The 17,487-nt window shown below is 67.1% G+C and carries 14 protein-coding genes; 8 read left to right on the plus strand and 6 right to left on the minus strand.

Annotation, left to right across the window (positions count from 1 at the left end):
* From ACP159_RS23855 to ACP159_RS23865, 3 genes are read right to left on the minus strand one after another with little or no spacing between them, the layout of a single operon-like run.
* Nucleotides 1-816, minus strand: a complete 816-nt coding sequence (locus tag ACP159_RS23855; protein WP_425102237.1) for a CpsD/CapB family tyrosine-protein kinase — start codon at nt 814-816, stop codon at nt 1-3.
* A 16-nt stretch (nt 817-832) separates the two neighbouring features.
* Nucleotides 833-2,410 (minus strand): GumC family protein, encoded by a 1,578-nt coding sequence (locus ACP159_RS23860; RefSeq protein ID WP_425102238.1) that lies wholly within the window; start codon nt 2,408-2,410, stop codon nt 833-835.
* Nucleotides 2,410-3,303 carry an ExeA family protein gene (locus ACP159_RS23865; RefSeq protein WP_425102239.1) on the minus strand — a complete coding sequence of 298 codons (894 nt, stop codon included), beginning with the start codon at nt 3,301-3,303 and terminating at the stop codon, nt 2,410-2,412. Before ACP159_RS23865 ends, ACP159_RS23860 begins: the two co-directional genes overlap by 1 nt.
* Nucleotides 3,304-3,665: 362 nt before the next feature.
* Here ACP159_RS23865 and ACP159_RS23870 point away from each other — a divergent pair, with 362 nt between their 5' ends.
* The 8 genes from ACP159_RS23870 to ACP159_RS23905 all read left to right on the plus strand — a co-directional run bounded on the left by ACP159_RS23870 (nt 3,666) and on the right by ACP159_RS23905 (nt 14,819).
* The gene (locus tag ACP159_RS23870; RefSeq protein WP_425102240.1) at nt 3,666-6,092 is read left to right on the plus strand and encodes a tetratricopeptide repeat protein; all 2,427 of its coding nucleotides are present in this window, start codon (nt 3,666-3,668) and stop codon (nt 6,090-6,092) included.
* Between the two features lie 179 nt (nt 6,093-6,271).
* Complete coding sequence (locus ACP159_RS23875; protein WP_425102241.1) at nt 6,272-6,880, plus strand: polysaccharide biosynthesis/export family protein; 609 nt, start codon at nt 6,272-6,274, stop codon at nt 6,878-6,880.
* Nucleotides 6,881-6,897: 17 nt separating this feature from the next.
* Nucleotides 6,898-8,202 (plus strand): hypothetical protein, encoded by a 1,305-nt coding sequence (locus tag ACP159_RS23880; RefSeq protein ID WP_425102278.1) that lies wholly within the window; start codon nt 6,898-6,900, stop codon nt 8,200-8,202.
* A gap of 176 nt (nt 8,203-8,378) precedes the next feature.
* On the plus strand, nt 8,379-9,629 hold the full coding sequence (locus ACP159_RS23885; protein WP_425102242.1) for a hypothetical protein: 1,251 nt from the start codon (nt 8,379-8,381) through the stop codon (nt 9,627-9,629).
* A 141-nt stretch (nt 9,630-9,770) separates the two neighbouring features.
* Nucleotides 9,771-11,009, plus strand: a complete 1,239-nt coding sequence (locus ACP159_RS23890; RefSeq protein WP_425102243.1) for a hypothetical protein — start codon at nt 9,771-9,773, stop codon at nt 11,007-11,009.
* 102 nt (nt 11,010-11,111) lie between these two features.
* Nucleotides 11,112-12,311: a hypothetical protein gene (locus ACP159_RS23895; protein ID WP_425102244.1), complete on the plus strand. Its 1,200-nt coding sequence runs from the start codon at nt 11,112-11,114 to the stop codon at nt 12,309-12,311.
* Between the two features lie 191 nt (nt 12,312-12,502).
* Nucleotides 12,503-14,065 (plus strand): VPLPA-CTERM-specific exosortase XrtD, encoded by a 1,563-nt coding sequence (xrtD, locus tag ACP159_RS23900; RefSeq protein WP_425102245.1) that lies wholly within the window; start codon nt 12,503-12,505, stop codon nt 14,063-14,065.
* 88 nt (nt 14,066-14,153) lie between these two features.
* Nucleotides 14,154-14,819 (plus strand): rhomboid family intramembrane serine protease, encoded by a 666-nt coding sequence (locus tag ACP159_RS23905; protein WP_425102246.1) that lies wholly within the window; start codon nt 14,154-14,156, stop codon nt 14,817-14,819.
* A 166-nt stretch (nt 14,820-14,985) separates the two neighbouring features.
* Here ACP159_RS23905 and ACP159_RS23910 read toward each other — a convergent pair whose 3' ends face one another.
* From ACP159_RS23910 to ACP159_RS23920, 3 genes are all read right to left on the minus strand, one after another.
* Nucleotides 14,986-15,690: a sugar transferase gene (locus tag ACP159_RS23910; protein WP_425102247.1), complete on the minus strand. Its 705-nt coding sequence runs from the start codon at nt 15,688-15,690 to the stop codon at nt 14,986-14,988.
* 175 nt (nt 15,691-15,865) lie between these two features.
* The gene (locus ACP159_RS23915) at nt 15,866-16,081 is read right to left on the minus strand and encodes a hypothetical protein (protein WP_425102248.1); all 216 of its coding nucleotides are present in this window, start codon (nt 16,079-16,081) and stop codon (nt 15,866-15,868) included.
* Between the two features lie 189 nt (nt 16,082-16,270).
* Complete coding sequence (locus ACP159_RS23920) at nt 16,271-17,299, minus strand: replication initiator protein A (protein WP_425102249.1); 1,029 nt, start codon at nt 17,297-17,299, stop codon at nt 16,271-16,273.
* Nucleotides 17,300-17,487 lie beyond the last annotated feature (188 nt).

A 17,487-nucleotide genomic window follows, 5' to 3' on the forward strand; every position in this document is an offset into this window, starting at 1 on the left:
TCAGTAATAATCGTAGCCGTAGCTGCCGCTGGAGAACTTGCACTTGTTGAGAACCACCCCGAGGACGTTGGTGTGCGAGGCGATCTCGCGCTCGCATTCGTCGATCTCCTTGATCGAGGTGTGTTCCGCCGCCGCCACCAGCATGGCGCAGTCGACGTGGCTGAGGAAGCCGATGGTGTCGTCGTTGACCAGCAGCGGCGGCATATCGAAGAGCGTCAGCGTCGGGGCATAGGTCGCCTCGATCTGCCGCAGCACGTCGCCGACCTGCGGTGCCTGCAGCAGGTCCGAGGAATTCGGCACGGCCTTCTCGTTGGTGGCCACCGCGAAGCGGTCGGCGATCCGGCAGGCGTTGTCCGCGAAGGACTCCGCCCCGCGCAGCACCTCCGCGATGTGGTAGTTGCGCCGGATGCCGAGCTTGTCGGCCAGGCTCGGCCGCCGCATGTCGGCCTCGATCAGGATGGCGGAGACGTCGTTGCGCCGGGTCAGGCTGAGCCCGAGGTTGAGCGCCACGGTGCTCTTGCCGCAGCCCGCGGTCGGCGAGGTGATCGCCAGCCGCTTCCAGCCGTTCTCCAGCATCATCTTCAGCGTCCGGGTGCGCATCAGGTCGAAGGCGGCGCTCTCCGAGCCCTTGCCGGTCTCGACGATGCGGTTGCGCTCCGCGGTCTTGGGGTCGAGCGCATGCCGGGGCAGCGCCTCCCAGTTGGCGGTGATGTCATGCCGGACCGCCTGCCCCAGCACCGGGTGCGGGGCAGCGCCGTCCTTGGTGCCCTGCCGCTCGGCACGGGCCTTGGCGATGGCGGCTTGAATGCGTTCCATCCGGGGGCCTCTTGGTTCAGGAGAAGACTGCGAGCTTCAGGGAGTTGATCTGGCTCAGGATGCGCTGGATCAGGTCGCCGCCGAAGGACACCCCCGGCCCCATCACCACCCAGGCCCCGCCGAGCCCGATCAGCACCACCACGGCCAGCGCCGAGACGCGCACCATGCGGCGGCGGCGGAGCTGCGCCCTGGTCTCGATGTAGGGTACGGTGGCCAGCGCCGCGATGCCGAGCTTGTCGCCGAGTTCCGACGGCCTCCGGATCGCGCTGTTCATCATCTCCAGCAGCACGATCAAGCCGAGCGCCAGCATCAGGCCGCCGCCGACCCCGCCAGCCAGCAACAGCGGGCGGTTCGGGCTGACCGGGTCCTGCGGCGCGATCGCCTGTTCGACGAGGGAGATGCGCTGGCCCTTGGACAGCGCCTCGATCATGTCGCCGGTCTCGGCGCGGGCCTTGTTGGCCACCGCCTGATTATACTGGGTCTGCAGGTTGCTGTAGTCGCGGCGCATGGCGTCGAGCGTCACGGTGTTGCCCGGCGTCGACTGGATGGTCTGGACGAGGTCGGCCATCTGCTTTTCCAGCTCGATGCGCTGGCGCTGGATCGCCGCGATCTGGGCGTCGATGTCCGCGAGCTGCAGCTCGAAGGGCGTCGGCGGGGCCACCGCATCCGCAACCGCGCCGCCGGTTTCCCGGGCCATCTGGCTGTGCTGCTCGGCCACCACCTTCTCGAGCGCGTCGATGCGCGCGCGCAGCACCGCCACCTTCGGATTGTCGAGCGAGAGCACGGCCACGGAGTTGGCGTATTCGCGCTGCAGCGCCTGCAGCTGCCGCTCCTCCACGGTCAGCTGCGGGCCGGCTTCGGCCAGCGGCACGGTGCCGGTGTTCTCGAACAGCTCGACCAGCCGGTCGCGGCGATCCTTCAGGGCGGCCTCGCTCCGGTCCAGCGTCGCGAGGCGCTCCTGCACCGAGGCCTGCTGCGAGCGGCGGAAGTCGAGGCTGTCCGGCAGGCTGTCGAGGTTCTCTTCCTGGAAGGCCAGCATCCGCGCCGAAAGCCGCGACATCTCCTGCCCGAGGCGGTCCACCTCCTGGGTGAAGAAGTCCAGCGTCTGGCCGGAGACCGTGGTCCGCATCGACACGTTTTCCTTCAGGATCAGCGTGACGATCTCGTTGGTCACCGTCGCCGCCTGCTGGGCGCCGGAGGCGCGGAAACTGACGTTGACCAGCGTGGCCTGGCCGCGGGCGCCGCCCTGCAGGTTGATCCGGATGCGCTTGCGCAGGTCCTCGACCTTGTCGCTCGCCGCCATCTGCGTCACGCCGGCATAGAGGCCCAGCCGGTTGGCCATCTCCAGCAGCACCTCGCGGGTCAGGATGCGCTGCTCGATGATCTGGATCTGTTCGGTCGCGGCGGTCTGCACCGTGGAGGCGGCCAGCTCGTCCGGGATCTGCTCGGATTCCACCAGCAGGCGGGCGTTGGCCTCGTAGACCGGCGGCAGGGTCTTGGCGAAATACAGGCCGACGCCTCCCCCGATGGCGACCAGGATGATCAGCCAGGGAAGCCTGCGCAGCAGGATGCGCCAATAGTACCCAAGATCCATCACTCGGCCCTCTTACCGATACTCGCTTCCCGCTCTTCGGCGGTCGGGACCAGCCGCGGCGAGGAGCCGGCGCCAAAGAATACACCGTCGTCCAGCACCGCCTGAACACTTTTTTCCGACACCGCGTCCTCGCCGGAGCCGAAGGAATAGAGCAGCGACAGCTCGGCGAGCTGGTTGACCAGCCGCGGCACGCCGTCGGTCATGCGGTAGATCAGCGCCACCGCGGTATCGGAGAACAGGTCGGGCTTGCCGCCCGCGACCTCCACCCGGTGGGCGATGTAGCCGCGGATCTCGTCGGCGGACATCGGCCCGAGGTGGAAGGACACCGCCACCCGCTGCGCGAACTGCGCCATGTCCGGGCGCCGCACGATGTCGCGCAACTCCGGCTGACCGGCCAGCACCAGCTGCATCAGCTCGTCCGCGCCGGAGTTGATGTTGGTCAGCATGCGCAGCTCCTCGAGGGACTCGCGCGTGAGGTTCTGCGCCTCGTCGAAGACCAGCACCACCCGGCGCCCGGCGGCATATTCGGCGATCAGGAACTGTTGCAGCCGGTCGAACTGGGCGACGTAGCCCTCTCCGGGGAGAATCTCCAGCCCCAGCGCCTGCAGCACCCATTGCATCAGCTCGCCGCGGGTGCCGTGGGCATTGGCGACGAGGCCGATGCTCAGGTGCGGATCGGCGGAATTGAGGAAGTGGCGCAGGAGCGTGGTCTTGCCCGCCCCCACCTCGCCGGTGATCAGGGTGATCGGCGCGCAGGTCAGCAGCCCGTATTCCAGCAGCGTCCAGGCGCGTTTGTGCGCCGGCGTCCAGAAGAGGTAGTCCGGGTCCGGGGTGAGCGAGAAAGGTCGTGAGTGAAGCCCGAAATGATTGAGGTAAAGCTGCAGGTTATTCATGAAACGGTCGGTTCCGGGCTACGCGTAATGAAAGGTCAGGCTCATCGAGGACGGTGCCCGGGGATGCAAGGTTTTTCCAGTCCGGTATGACATACATTCTGGACCCGGTACAGGCAATGCGGCATGACCCCGCCCCCGCCAGGGACCACCCCGCCGCGCATCCGGCGTGGTTCCGCCCAAAAATCCGGCACCCTGCCCGGACCGGCCCGGCGGCGCCGGACCCGGCGGCACCCGGAGCAAAGCCCCGGAAAACGGAGATTTGATGCCGCCCGGAGCCGGTTCGTTGTCGACAACAGGGGCCGATTGCCCATAGTTAGGGCCGCAAGATCAGGGCCGTTTCCGCAAATTGAATGACTGTAAAAATGCTTAGACTTTTCAAACTTCTTCCCGTGCTGCTCGTTTCGGTGACCCTGCTTTCCGGTTGTGAAAGCGACGAGGAGAAGGCCGAGCGCTTCTACCAGTCCGCGCTGACCTACCTCGAGGAACAGGACGTCGACCGCGCCCTGATCGAGCTGCGCAACGTGTTCAACCACAACGGCTTCCACAAGGAGGCCCGGCTGCTCTATGCCGGTCTGAACTACGAGCGCGGCAATTACCCGGAGGCTTACGGCCAGTACCTGCGGCTGGTCGAGCAGTACCCCGACACCGTCGAGGCCCGCGAGCGGCTGGCGCTGATGGCCCTGGAGCGGCGCAACTGGGACGAAGCGATCCGCCACGGCGAGCAGGCCATCGCGCTTGGCCCGGACCGGGTGGATTCCCGCGCCATCGCCACGGCGCTGAGCTACCGCACCGCCGTCCTGGCCCGCAACGAGGACGGCCAGGCCACCGCCGCCGAGGCCGCCCGGACGCTGCTGGAGGAGGCCCCGGACGCCATCGCGGCCCGGCGCGTGGTGATCGACGACCTGTTGCGCCGCGAGGACTCGGCGGCGGCGTTGGAGCAGGTCGACCTGGCGCTGAAGACCGTCCCCGCCTCGCTCGAGTTCAACATGATGCGGGCGCAGCTGCTGGCCAACCTGGGCCGGATCGAGGAGATCGGGCCGCATCTGCAGTCCATGTACGCGCTGTTCCCCGGCAACGAGGACATCCGCACCTCGCTGATCCGCTGGTACATCGCGCAGCAGGACTTCGCCGGGGCCGAGGCCTTCCTGCGCGCCGAGGCCGGCACCCCGGCGGAGGACCCGGAGGGCAACATGGCGATCGTCGAGCTGCTGCAGCGCACGCAGGGCCCGGACGCCGCCAAGACCGAGCTCGACCGTCTGATCGCGGAAGCCGGAGAGGGCGCCCCGGGCGAGCTCTACCGCGCCGCCCGCGCCTCGGCGGATTTCGCCACCGGCAAGCAGAGCGAGGGCATCGCCGCGATGCAGGCGGTGATCGAGGGCGCGCAGCCTTCCGACCAGACCCGCCGCATCCGCGTGATGCTGGCCCAGATGCTGGTCTCCACCGGCAACGTGGTCGGCGCCCGCGAGCAGGTCGAGACCGTGCTGCAGGAGGACCCGACCCATGTCGGCGGCCTGAAGCTGCGCGCCGCCTGGATGATCCAGGACGACAAGCCCGGCGAGGCGATCTCCGACCTGCGCACCGCGCTCGACCAGAGCCCGCGCGACACCGACATCCTGGCGCTGATGGCCGAGGCGCACCTGCGCGACGGCAGCCCGGAACTGGCGCAGGAGCGCCTGTCCATGGCGGTGCAGATCTCCAACAACGGCCCGGTGGAATCGGTGCGTTATGCCCGTTACCTGGTCAGCCGCAACCGCCTGCAACAGGCGGAAAGCGTGCTGATCGCGGCCCGCAAGAATGCCGAAGGGAACGTGGAAATCCTTGGTCTGCTTGGGGAAATCTACCTGCGCCAGCAGAAATGGCCGCAGGCGCAGTCGATCATCGACACCCTGCGCCAGATCGACACGCCACAGGCGAGCCAGCTTGCGCGGGTCTACCAGAGCTCCATCCTGCTCGGGCAGAACCGCATCGAGGAAAGCCTCGACTACCTGCGCTCGCAGATCGACGCGGACAATGGCGCGGATCTCTCGGCGGTGATCCAGCTGGTGCGCACCCAGGTGCTGACCGGGCGGCTCGACGAGGCCCGCGCCTATGTCGACGAGCAGCTCGAGGCGAACCCGGACAGCATCCCGCTCGAACTGCTGAGCGCCAACGTGCACGCGCTGCAGGGCCAGCTGAAGGAGGCCGAGGACATCTACCGCGACCTGCTCTCGCGGCAGCCCGACATCGAACCGGCGATCCTGCAACTGCAGGTGCTGCTGCGCGCCACCGACCGCGAAGACGAGGCCGAACAGCTGGTCAGCCGCAGCCTGGAGCTGCTGCCGAAGTCCCGCCGCCTGCGGCTTCTTGAGGCCTACCGCCTTGAAAAGCGTGGGAAATATGAGGATGCCATCGCGATCTACGAAATCCTCTACGAGGAACAGACCTCGGATGTGGTGGTGGCCAACAACCTTGCCTCGATGCTCTCGAACCACCGCGACGACCCGCAGGACCTGAACCGCGCCTATGCCATCGCCCGCCGCCTGACCGGCTCCGAGGTGCCCGCCTTCCAGGACACGCTGGGCTGGATCCTGTTCCAGCGCGGCGAGGTCGAGGAGGCCATCGTGCAGCTCGAGGCCGCGGCCAAGGCGCTGCCCGAGGAGGCAAGCGTCGCCGCGCACCTCGGCCTCGCCTATGCCGAGGCGGGCCGGACCGAGGAGGCGAAGACCGAGCTGCAACGCAGCCTCGACCTCGGCGGCGGCGAGGGCGCGCCCTGGCGCAAGCAGGCCGAGGAGGCGCTGAGCGCGCTCTGACGCAAGGCTTCGCGCCACGCCGGACCCACGCAGGACCCGGCCGCCACAATTTCGCCACATTTCCGGGCCGCGCGCGGCCCGGGACATTGTACGCCGGGGGCGTTCCCGGCATACAGGGTGCGATTTCTGCCCGTCGCGGTCCGGCCCGTGACGTCTGCCACAGTCCCGGGGGACCCATCATGACGATTTTCCGCGCCTGTCTCGCGCTCTGCCTCGCGCTGCTTGCCCTTGGCACGACAGCCGAGGCCCAGGGCACCTACCGCATCCAGCGCGGCGACGTGCTGCGGGTCGAGGTGCTGGAGGACGAGGGATTGAACCGCGAGCTGCTGGTGCTGCCGGACGGCCGTGTCTCGATGCCGCTGGCGGGCAACATCCTCGCCGCCGGACGCACCGTCACCCAGGTGCAGCGGGCCATCACCGCGGGCCTTGCGAACAACTTCTCGATCACGCCGACGGTCTATGTCGGGGTCAGCAGGATCAAGGAGCCGGAGCCGCAGCAGGAAGAGGCGCCGGAACTGTACCGCATCTACGTGCTGGGCGAGACCGGCAAGACCGGGCTGATCGAGGTCGAGCCGGGCACCACGGTGCTGCAGCTCTTTGCGCAGATGGGCGGCTTCACCAACTTCGCCGCGAAGAAGCGCATCCAGCTGCGCCGCCGCACCGAGACCGGCGAGCGCATCTACACGCTGAACTACAAGCACATCGAGCGCGGCCAGAGCGGCGCCGGGCTGGCCACGGTACAGGACGGCGACGTCTTCGTGGTGCCGCAGCGCCGCCTGTTCGAATGACGGCCTGACGGCGCACCATGGCCGCGCTGCGTGCCCTCCCTGCCGTCGGCCTTGTCCTGGGGCTGGCCCCCCTGCCCCTTGCGGCGCAGGACGCCGCGGATTCGGGTGGCGTCTGGCTGCGCTTCGCCGTCAGCCAGCGCCTGGAGGCGACGCGGAACGCCGACCTCACGCCGGGCGCGGATGGCACCACGCTCACCTCGAACACCGGGCTGGCCTTCAGCCTGTCGAGCGAGACCCGCACCGATTTCATCGGCCTGACCGTCGGCGGCACGCTGCGCCACGTCTCCTCGCCCGATCCGGACAAGGATGTGGAGTTCGCGCTGAAGGCACCGCGGGCGGAGCTGACCTATGCCCGGATCGGGGCGGGCTCGCGCTTCGAGACCGGGCTGAGCGCACGGGTCGAGGATGTTTCCTACCTGCGCAGCCTGTTCGACTTCCTCGACGAGGACGGCACCCTGCCCGATGGCATCGACACCGTCGAGCAGCTGATCGACAGCGTCGACCGCGAGGAGAACGGCACCCGCCGCAGGCTCGCCGCCCATGCCATGCTGCGTTTCGGCATCGACGGGCCGGTGGAGGGCGGACTGCGCCTCGCCGCCACCCAGGTGGACCACTTCCAGACCGACCCGACGCTGTTCTTCGACAACCGCAGCTATGCGCTGAACGGCGATGTGAAGCTGGCGCTGACCGAAACGCTGACGATGACCGGCACCCTCGGCTACACGCTCTACGAGGAGGACGGCAGCCCGGCGCGGGAGACGATCGCGCTCGGGGTGGGCCTCACGCAGCAGCGGCCCCGGGGCAAGCTCACGCTGGGCCTCTCGGCGCGGCAGGTGGAGGAAGGCACGGGCTTCACGCTGAACACCGGCTGGTCCGGGGACCTGCCGCTCGGCTCCTTCGGCATCACGCTGGGGGCCAGCCGCAGCGCCGAAGGGTCGGACTCGCTGACCGGCACCCTCAGCTATACCCGCCCCCTGCCCCGCGGCTCCCTCTCCGCGCGGCTGCAACGCGGGCTGACCAGCGGCACGACGGACAGCGAGGCCCTCTTCACGCAGGCCTCGCTCGGCTACAGCCACGACATCGGCCCGCTGACCGGGGTTCAGGTGAACCTGTCGTGGCTGGACAGCGAAACCCTCGCGACCGGCGAGACCAAGACCCGCGGCGAATTCGGCCTCGCGGTGACGCACAAGCTGCCGCAGGACTGGTCGCTGAACGCCGGGTATCGCCGGGTGATGCTGCGCGAGACCACGGCGGGCAGCGGCTGGGCGGAAAGCGACAGCGTCTATGTGTCCATCGCGAAGGTCTTCGCGCACCGGTTCTGAGCCGGCCTGCGAGGGTCCGCTCCGCCAGCGAGGCGGCGGCACCGCCGATCCCCCGCGTTTTGACAGGAACCGGCCCGAACCCTAGGCTTGGCCCCATGGCTCCGGCGGGTGCGGACCTTTGATTTCAGGGACACTTGGCCGCCCGGCCCCGCGCGGGCGGCGGGAGATTTGATCGGATGGATTTGACACGGCTCGCCGCCTGCGGCCTCTTCGCGCTTGCCCTCGCCCCGCCCGCCGCCGCGCAGGACGTTTTCACCGGCGGGGTGACGATCTCCGATGGCAACGCCGCCGAGGCGGACCTCTTTGTCACGGATGTCAGCGTGCTGGGCGGGGACGTCTGTATCGGGGACGGTTGCGCCAGCACCGAGACCTTCGGCAGCGATGTGACGCTGAAGCTGCGCGATCCGACCCCCTCGATCACCTTTGTCGACACCTCCGACCCGCCTTTCCCGGACCGCGAATGGAAGCTTCTGGTCAATGAGCCCGACAGCGGCGGGCTTGAGCGGTTCTCGATCAAGGACGGCGAGACCGGCAACATCCCCTTCACGGTGCAGGGCAATGCGCCGGAGAATGCGCTTTGGGTCGCCTACAACGGCCATCTCGGCAATGGCACCAGCCTGCCGCAGTCGAATCTGCATATCGTCAGCGGCAGCGGCCCGTCGATCCGGCTGGAACAGGACGGCACGCAGGGCGCGGCGCAGAACTTCGAGATGTATGTGGCGGCGGGCGGCTTCGTGATGCATGACGATCTGGCGAACACCTTTCCGTTCCGGGTGAATGCCGGGGCGCGGAGTTTTGCGCTGTCGGTCTTCGACGATGGCGATATCGGGATCGGCCCCTCAAGCGCCGCCGCCCCGCTGCATGTGCAGCGCGACGATGGCACCGCCCGGGTGCTGGTCGAGAACACCTACCTGAGCCCCGTCGCCGTGCGCGAGATGTTCAAGATGTCGAACAACGGCGGGTCTTACTTTACCCTCGACAACACCGACAGCGGCACCACCTGGTATTTCACTCACGAACAGGCCCCGCCCAACCGCTTCATCATCACCGATGGCGTGGCCGACGGGCCGGAGATGACGCTGACGGCGGAAGGCGATCTGACCATTCAGGGCCAGCTCTTCACCGCCGGGAGCTGCGCGGCCGGGTGTGACCGGGTGTTCGACGCGGGTTATCCGCTGCCGAGCATTGCCGAGCAGGCGGCGATGATGAAGACGCTGAAACACTTGCCGAACGTTGGCCCTACCCCCGAGGACGGCCCGTTCAACCTGACGCAGATGACCGGCGGGATGCTGAACGAGCTGGAGAAGGCGCATCTCTACATTGCCGAGCTGGAAGAGCGCGACCGGATGCGCACCGCAGAGGCCGAACGGATGAACGCCCGCATCGCGCGGCTCGAGGCGCTGGTGGAGACACTCGCGGCCCGCTGACGGGGGCAAGGGTTTGACAGGGCGGACCCGCACCTTGTTAACTGGCCGGATCAGATCGCGGGTGTCCGGCCCTTTCGAATTCCGATCACCGTGCCAGCACCTCCGGACGTCAGGCAGGCACATCATTTCCGGGAGCCTGACGTGACATTTCGCCAAAGCGCCTTTTCCGCCCTCTGCATCGGTGCGGCCCTCGCTGCCCCTGCCTTTGCGCAGGACATCTTCAACAGCGGCGTCGAAATTCAGGATGGCAATTTTGGAGTGGCCGATCTCTTCGTCAACGATGTCAGCGTCCTCGACGGCTATACCTGCGTCGGTGAAGACTGCTCGGCCTCCGAGCCCTTCCTCTCCGCATACGTTCTGAAGCTCAGCAGTACCCAGCCCGGCATCCAATTCAACGACACCTCCACGTCAACCAGCCCCGACAACGAATGGCGCCTCCGGATCAACGATCCCGACCCCCTGACCAATGGCGGGATCGACCGCTTTGCCATCGAGGATGCCACCGCCGGAACCATTCCTTTTACCATCGAGGCAGGGGCGCCCGACAATGCCTTCTGGATGAACAGCGCGGGCAGTATCGGCCTCGGTACTCTGCTGCCGCAGGACCGGGTACACGCGGTCGACACTTTCGGCCCCAGCTTTCGCTTCGAGCAGATCGGCACCTGGCTGGTGCCGCCGCAGACATGGCGGCTGATCGGGCAAACCGCGTTCAGCATTGCGGACGTGACTGCAGGCACCACGCCGATCCGACTCGAACGGGCGGCGCCGGACAATGCGCTGTACGTCGATGATGCGGGCGGCGTGGGGCTTGGCACCGGAACGCCCGCCGTGCCGCTGCATATCGCGCGCGACGACGGCACCGCCAGCCTGACGGTCGAAAACACCGGCGGCGATGCGGGTGTGGCGCGCGAGATGTTCAAGATGGCCAGCAACGGCGGGTCTTATTTCACGCTCGACAACACTGGCAGCGGCACGACGTGGTATTTCGTGCATGAAAACGCCAGCCCCAACCGCTTTATCATCACCGACGCCGTCGCGGACGGGCCGGAGATGACCCTGACCGCGGAGGGGGTCCTGACGGTGCCCGGCGGGTTTGTCGTCGGCTCCACGACGCTCAACGTGCCCGATTACGTGTTTGCGGAGGATTACGCGCTCCGGCCCCTGTCCGAGGTCTCCCGCTTCATCACCGAGAACGGACACCTGCCGGATGTCCCCTCGGCGTCGGATGTGACCGAGCACGGGCTGGATCTGACCCGGATGCAGCTGGCGCAGCTGCAAAAGATCGAGGAGCTGACGCTTTATATTCTCAAGCAGCAGGCGCTCATCGACGCGCAGGCCGAACGGCTGGCCCGGCTTGAAGGGCTGTTGCCGCGGGACTGACCCGGCGGCGACCCGCGATCCCCTTTCGTGCTATGGTTGCCGCATTGGGAGGCCGGTGACGGCCTCTGCACCCCCCCGATTGCCCGCTCAAAGGAAATTGCCATGCCCCGGATTTTGCAAAGCCCCTGCATCGCCGTCCTCGCCGCACTCCCCTGCTCCGGTCTTGCCGAAGTGCTCTCGACCACCAATCCCAGCATCCTGGACAACCTGTGCGTCGGTGCGAATTGCGCCATCAGCGAAGCCTTCAACAGCAATTACAACCAGATCGAGATCAAGGCCAACAACACGCGGCTCCTCTTTGACGATACCTCGAACTTTGGCGGCTTTCCGTCGCGCGACTGGGCGATACAGGCCAATGACACGACCTCGGGCGGCGAAGACCAGCTGATGTTCATCGACGCGTCGACCGGGCTGGAAGTCATGACGATCAAGGCCGCCGCGTCTTCTTCGACCCTGGTGCTGGGCGCGGATCGCAAGGTCGGCATCGGCACCGAGTTGCCGCAGGCCGATCTGCACATCGTGACGGCCAGCGCCAACAAGATCCGGATGCAGGATACCTTTGGCGGCTCGGAATGGATGATCACCTTCGCCAATGGCGGCTTCCACCTGCAGGACAGGGGCACCCTGAATTACCCGTTCCGCATCGCCGACAATGCGCCGGAAGGGGCATTGTGGGTCAGGTTCGACGGCAGGATCGGCATGGGCACGACCAACCCGCAATCCCCGCTGCAGATCAACTCCGCCGACACGGCCACCGACGGCCAGCAGGGGATCATCGTGCAGAACGTCAGCGGTGTCCCCGGCCCCCGGGGCCTGTTCACCATGCGCAACAATGGCGGCTCGTATTTCTCGCTGGAGAACACGGGGGCCGGAACCACGTGGTATTTCACCCATGAGGACAGGACCCCGCACCGCTTCATCATCGCCGATGCGGTGCCGGATGGGCCGGAGATGACGCTGAGCGCCGATGGCGTGCTGACGGTGCCGGGCGGGTTCGTGGTGGGGGCCACGGCGCTGACCGTGCCGGATTACGTCTTCGATGCGGATTACGCGCTGCGCCCGCTCTCCGAGGTCTCGGGCTTCATCGCCGAAAATGGCCACCTGCCCGAGGTGCCCTCGGCGGCGGAGGTGACCCGCGAGGGACTCGACATGGCGCGGATGCAGCTGGCGCAGCTGAAGAAGATCGAGGAGCTGACGCTCTATACGCTGGAGCAGCAGGCCATCATCGAGGCACAGGCGCGGGAGAATGCCGCCCTCGCCGACCGGCTGGCGCGGATCGAGGCGCGTCTGGCGCGGGACTGAGCCGGCGCAGGGCGGCCGTGCTCGCGGTCTTGTCAGGCAAAGGGCGGCGAAAAGCGGTTCCCACTTGCCCCGATGCCCTTTAATATCGCGTGGATCTTCGAAATTTCCGGCCCCCGCCGGGCGCAGCTTTTGCGGCTCACCACATACCCGAGGTGCTGATGTCCTTTTCCGAAAGTCTTTCCCGGTCCCCCGTGCAGGGGCTGAACCCCGCCGGGCTGCTCTGGTTCGTCCTGCTCTGCCTCGTCGCCCTGCCGGTGTTCTGGCTCGGCTTCGTCTCGCTCGGCAAGGCCTGGATGACGCCGGAGTACAGCCATGGACCGCTGATCCCGCTGATCTCGCTCTACCTGTTCCTGCGCGAGCTGCGCAACGCGCCGCCCGCCGATCCGCTCCAGCCCGTGAACCGGCTGCCCGGGGTGATCGTGGTCGGCCTCGCGCTGCTGCTCGGCATCTTCGGCAACCTCGTGCGCATTCCGGACGTGGTGACCTATGCCTTCATCATCTGGGTCGGCGGCGTGGTGCTGACCTGCATGGGCTGGCAGCGCGGCAGGACCCACCAGCTGCCCGTCCTGCATCTGATCTTCATGCTGCAGCTGCCGCAATTCCTGTACTGGAAGCTGACGATCGCACTGCAGCTGATCTCCTCCGAACTGGGCGTGATGTTCATCCGCATGGTCGGCATCCCGGTCTTCCTCGAGGGCAACGTGATCGACCTCGGGGTCTACAAGCTGCAGGTGGCCGAGGCCTGCTCCGGCCTGCGCTACCTCTTCCCGATCCTGTCGTTCAGCTACCTGACCGCGATCCTCTATCGCGGCCCGTTCTGGCACAAGGCGCTGCTGTTCCTCACCGCCGCGCCGCTGACGGTGTTCATGAACTCCTTCCGGATCGGCATGATCGGCATCCTGGTGAATTACTTCGGCATCGAGCAGGCCGAGGGCTTTTTGCATGTCTTCGAGGGCTGGGTGATCTTCGGCGCCTGCGTCGGCATCCTGTTCCTGCTGGCGGTGGTCCTCCAGCACACCACGCGCAGCCCCAAGACGCTGGCCGATACCATCGACCTCGACTTCCAGGGGCTGGGCGGGGAAAGCGCCAAGGTGCTGGCGCTGACCCCGAGCCGCGGCCTGATCGCCGCCGCCGCCGTCTCGGCGCTGATCGTGGGGGGCTGGTACGCCGCCCCTGCCCCGCAGGGCGAGCGGGTGATGCGCGAGAACTTCCTGTTCTTCCCCAAGGAGATCGAGGGCTGGCGCGGGCAGAGCCTGCCGCTGGAGGAGGACGTCGTTCAGGTGCTCAAGGCCACGGATTACGTCAACACCACCTATATGGCGCCGGGTGAGGCGCAGCCGGTGAACTTCTTCTCGGCCTTCTACCAGAAACAGACCGAGGGCGCGGGTATCCATTCGCCCGAGGTCTGCCTGCCGGTGGGCGGCTGGGAGATGGCCTCGCTGCAATCGGTGCCGGTGTCCTTCCCGGGCACGGTCTACGGCGATTTCACGGTGAACCGGGCGGTGATCCAGAAGGGTCTGTCCAAGCAGATGGTCTACTACTGGTTCGAACAGCGCGGCGCGCGGATGACCAATGACTATGCGGTGAAGGCGGGCGTGGTCTGGGACGGGCTGACGCGGCAGCGCTCGGACGGGGCTTTGGTGCGCTTCGTCACCCCCATGGGCCGCGACGAGAGCGAGTCAGACGCGGAGGCGCGGCTGCAGCGGCTGATGGCCGAGGTGCTGCCGAAGCTGCCGCGGTTCATTCCGGAGTAGGCCGGCAGGGCGCCGGCTTGCTTTCACGGCCTTGAGGCGCGACAAGACGGATCACGCCTGCCCTGCCCCGAGAAAGGACCGCACGCCCGTGACCGGCCTCGCCCCCGCTTCCCGGAACGGGAGTCCCCCGGAGCGGTGGGTCTGGCTGTCGCTTGGCCTGCTGTTCCTCGCGGTTGAGGTCGTGCTGATGCTGGCCGACCGGGGGCTGATCGGCTCGCCGCTCTGGCGGCCCCTCGCCTATCAGTACGGCGGTTTCTGGGCGGGGCTGCTGCACGGCTGGACCCCGAACTACGCGGCGCAGCCTGTCCTGATGTTCCTGAGCTACATGACGCTGCACGCGGGCTGGCAACATCTCCTCGGCAACCTCGTGGCCATGGGCTGGCTCGGCCTGCAGCTGGAGGGACGGCTCGGCGCCGGGCGCTTCGTGCTGCTGTTCGGGATTGCGGCGGTGGGCGGCGCGGTGGGCTTCGGCCTGCTTTCGGCCAGTCCCCGGCCCATGGTGGGGGCCTCGGGGGCGATCATGGGGCTGATCGCGGTCTGGATCGCCGCCGACGCGCAGGCGATGCGGGACGAGGGAGCCTCGCGGCGGCGCATCTGGGGCATGGTGCTGGGGCGCACGGCGCTGATCGCGGCGCTGAACGGGCTGGCCTGGGTTCTGGAAGCCGGCGGGCTGGCCTGGGAGACGCACCTCGGCGGCTTCGTCGCGGCGTCGCTGGCGATGGCCCTGGTGCCGGGACTGAGGCCGAGGGGATAGCGCGGCCCCGATTTCTTCAAAAGAAATCGGACCGAAATCTTTTGAAGATTTCGGAGCGCGGCGTCACGGCGTTTCTGGTTTGACCTTGAACCATCGAGCGGCACGCATGTCCCGAGAATACAAGGTATGGCAGGGTATGCGTGCCTCGCGTTCAACCGGAAACGCGTTAGTGCCCGGTACCCCGCAGCACGACACCCACCGTGGCCACGAGGATCTTCAGATCCTGCCCGAGCGAAAAGCGGCGGTTGTACGCGGTGTCGAACTGCGCCCGCTCGGCGAAGCCGGTTTCGTTGCGGGCGCTGACCTGCCACAGGCCGGTGATCCCGGGGCGCAGGTCGTAGTAGTCGCGCGCCGGGTAGAAGTCCCGCTGGCTGACCATCATCGGGCGCGGGCCGACGAGGCTCATGTCGCCGCGCAGCACGTTCCACAGCTGCGGCAGCTCGTCGAGCGAGCACTTGCGCAGGACGCGGCCGACACGGGTGATGCGCGGGTCGTTCTTCAGCTTCTGATGGTGGTCCCATTCGGCGCGGGCCTCGGCGTCGCCGTCGAGATGGGCCTTGAGCCGCGCGTCGGCGTCCGGAACCATGCTGCGCAGCTTCCACATGCGGTAGACGCGGCCATGCCGGCCGACACGCATCTGGGTGTAGAACGGGCTGCTGCCGTCGCAGGCGACCAGCAGCATCATCGGCAGCATCACGAGCAGCACCGCCGGGGCGGTGACCAGGACCAGCAGGATGTCGATCAGGCGCTTGCCGAAGGCGCGGTAGAGCCCGGGAGAGGCTGCGGAGGGGGGCGCCTCGTCATGGGTCTTGGTGAGGCCGGTGTCGCTCAGGGACAGCCGCTCGGCATCTGTATAGGCATAGGCCGACATGAAATCATCTTCCCCCGAAGTCCGATGCCGCGTCCCGTTGTCCGGGCATCCCGTGCTGAAAATCGTTAACCACTCATCCGCTTTCGATCACACCTGCCGCAATAGGCAAAGGATCGTTTCGACTCGTCTTTCCCCCCTGCCCGTGTCCGCACGGATCGGGAGAGGCCCGCAGCGCTCAGTCGAGGCGCCCGGCCCAGGTCCCGGCTTCCCGCGGCCGGTAGAAGACCAGCATGACCGCCGCGACGACCGGCCAGACCATGCACAGCAGGTATCCGATCGCCGTGTAGACCGGCGTGCTCTGCCCGCGTTTCTTCTGTTCCTGATAGGTCAGCGTGACCGCCATGATTGTGCTCAGGCAATAGGCCGCCGTGACGATTGTCCAGAAATCCATGATCCCAACCTGTTCTTTCCACCCTGACGCGATTGCCGGTCAGGGCTTCCGCAGCGTAACAGCCTTCAATGCCTTTGTTGCCAATACGGCCCCTCTTCCACCACAGTTTGTTAGCGATTGCTTAATTAAATTGCAAGAATTCCTGGCCGCGCCCGCCCGGAAGCGCAAAGCGTTGCCGATGCGCCCCGTTCAGGGCGCGCCGCGCCGCTCATGCCACTTCCGGCAGAAGCCGAGGAAGGCCATTTCCGGGTTGCGCGGCACTTCGGAGGCCCAGCGGCGCCATTCCTGCTCGATCATGCGCACGTCCCAGCCCGGTGCGGCGGCGCGCGCCATGTCGTAGACATCCGGGTCGAGTTCCGGGATGCGGACCATGTCGGAGATGTCGGGGCCGACGGTGCCGCGGGAGCGGGCGATGAGATGGTCCTTGTCCTCGTCGATGCGGATTTCGTAGTCGGGCATGTGGCCGTATTCCTCGTCCTCCTTGGCGATGGCGGAGACGAGGCGGCGGAATTCGCGCAGGGTGGAGCCGGAGCCGCATTTCTTCTGCAGGATCTCCATGGAACAGCGCCATTCGCGCTGGCGGCCGCAGTGCTTGCGGGCAAGCTCGTAGATGCGCCGCTCCAGCGGCTTGCGCAGGCGGAAGTACTCGCGGGAGAGGGTCAGCACCTCCTGGGCGCGGATGGCGTTGAACACCCAGTCCGACAGCTTGACCTCGACCTCCTGCATGCGCCCGTCGCGGGTCTCGCGCACGATCCTTGCCCGTTCGATGAGGCCGAAGGTCTCGAAGATCTCCTGACCGCCGGTGGTGATGTTGGTCGAGATGCGGGTGCCGGCGAGGCGTTCCATGGCGGCCTTCAGCAGGTTGTAGCCGCGCCCCGTGGTCATGCGGTTGGTGGCCTTGAGCAGGTCGGCGGCCTGGAAGCGGATGACCTGCTGCGGCTCCTTGCCCTCGTTCATGCCCTTGATGAGCGAGGAGATGCAGTAGATCAGCACGTCGCGGTCGTGGACGGTGGCGAGTCCGTCGACGGAGGGTTTGATTTCCACCGTCATGCCGTTGTGCTCGTATTTGCGCGGACGGGTGTCCGGTTTGGTGCTGAGCGAGAAGATCGGGTGCTCCATCGACCCCACGTCCCCCTTGGGCGCGGCATCGAGGATGTCGCAGACGAAGAAGTCTCCCTGCGGGTGGCGGTCCGGCAGGAGCGGATAGTCGGTGGTCATGGCAGCTTCCCCTTCGACACTTCACACACGGGGCAGCATAGAACGACACTTCACACACGCCAAGACCCAAACGACACTTCGCCCACGCTCAAACGACACATCACACACGGATGCAAGAGAGAAAGCGACTCGGTTTCAAGGGGTTACGGTCAACGGCGGAAGGCCTGCGGCGAATCGGAGCGGGAATC

It is taken from the genome of Tropicibacter sp. S64, from assembly GCF_049803835.1.
Classification (GTDB): domain Bacteria; phylum Pseudomonadota; class Alphaproteobacteria; order Rhodobacterales; family Rhodobacteraceae; genus Pacificoceanicola.

Coding starts and splice junctions, on each gene's coding strand:
- ACP159_RS23910 (WP_425102247.1), bottom strand. CDS start 15,690: ATGTCGGCCTATGCCTATACAGATGCCGAGCGGCTGTCCCTGAGCGAC.
- ACP159_RS23895 (WP_425102244.1), top strand. CDS start 11,112: ATGCCCCGGATTTTGCAAAGCCCCTGCATCGCCGTCCTCGCCGCACTC.
- ACP159_RS23875 (WP_425102241.1), top strand. CDS start 6,272: ATGACGATTTTCCGCGCCTGTCTCGCGCTCTGCCTCGCGCTGCTTGCC.
- ACP159_RS23920 (WP_425102249.1), bottom strand. CDS start 17,299: ATGACCACCGACTATCCGCTCCTGCCGGACCGCCACCCGCAGGGAGAC.
- ACP159_RS23885 (WP_425102242.1), top strand. CDS start 8,379: ATGGATTTGACACGGCTCGCCGCCTGCGGCCTCTTCGCGCTTGCCCTC.
- ACP159_RS23870 (WP_425102240.1), top strand. CDS start 3,666: ATGCTTAGACTTTTCAAACTTCTTCCCGTGCTGCTCGTTTCGGTGACC.
- ACP159_RS23860 (WP_425102238.1), bottom strand. CDS start 2,410: ATGGATCTTGGGTACTATTGGCGCATCCTGCTGCGCAGGCTTCCCTGG.
- ACP159_RS23915 (WP_425102248.1), bottom strand. CDS start 16,081: ATGGATTTCTGGACAATCGTCACGGCGGCCTATTGCCTGAGCACAATC.
- ACP159_RS23855 (WP_425102237.1), bottom strand. CDS start 816: ATGGAACGCATTCAAGCCGCCATCGCCAAGGCCCGTGCCGAGCGGCAG.
- ACP159_RS23865 (WP_425102239.1), bottom strand. CDS start 3,303: ATGAATAACCTGCAGCTTTACCTCAATCATTTCGGGCTTCACTCACGA.
- ACP159_RS23880 (WP_425102278.1), top strand. CDS start 6,898: ATGGCCGCGCTGCGTGCCCTCCCTGCCGTCGGCCTTGTCCTGGGGCTG.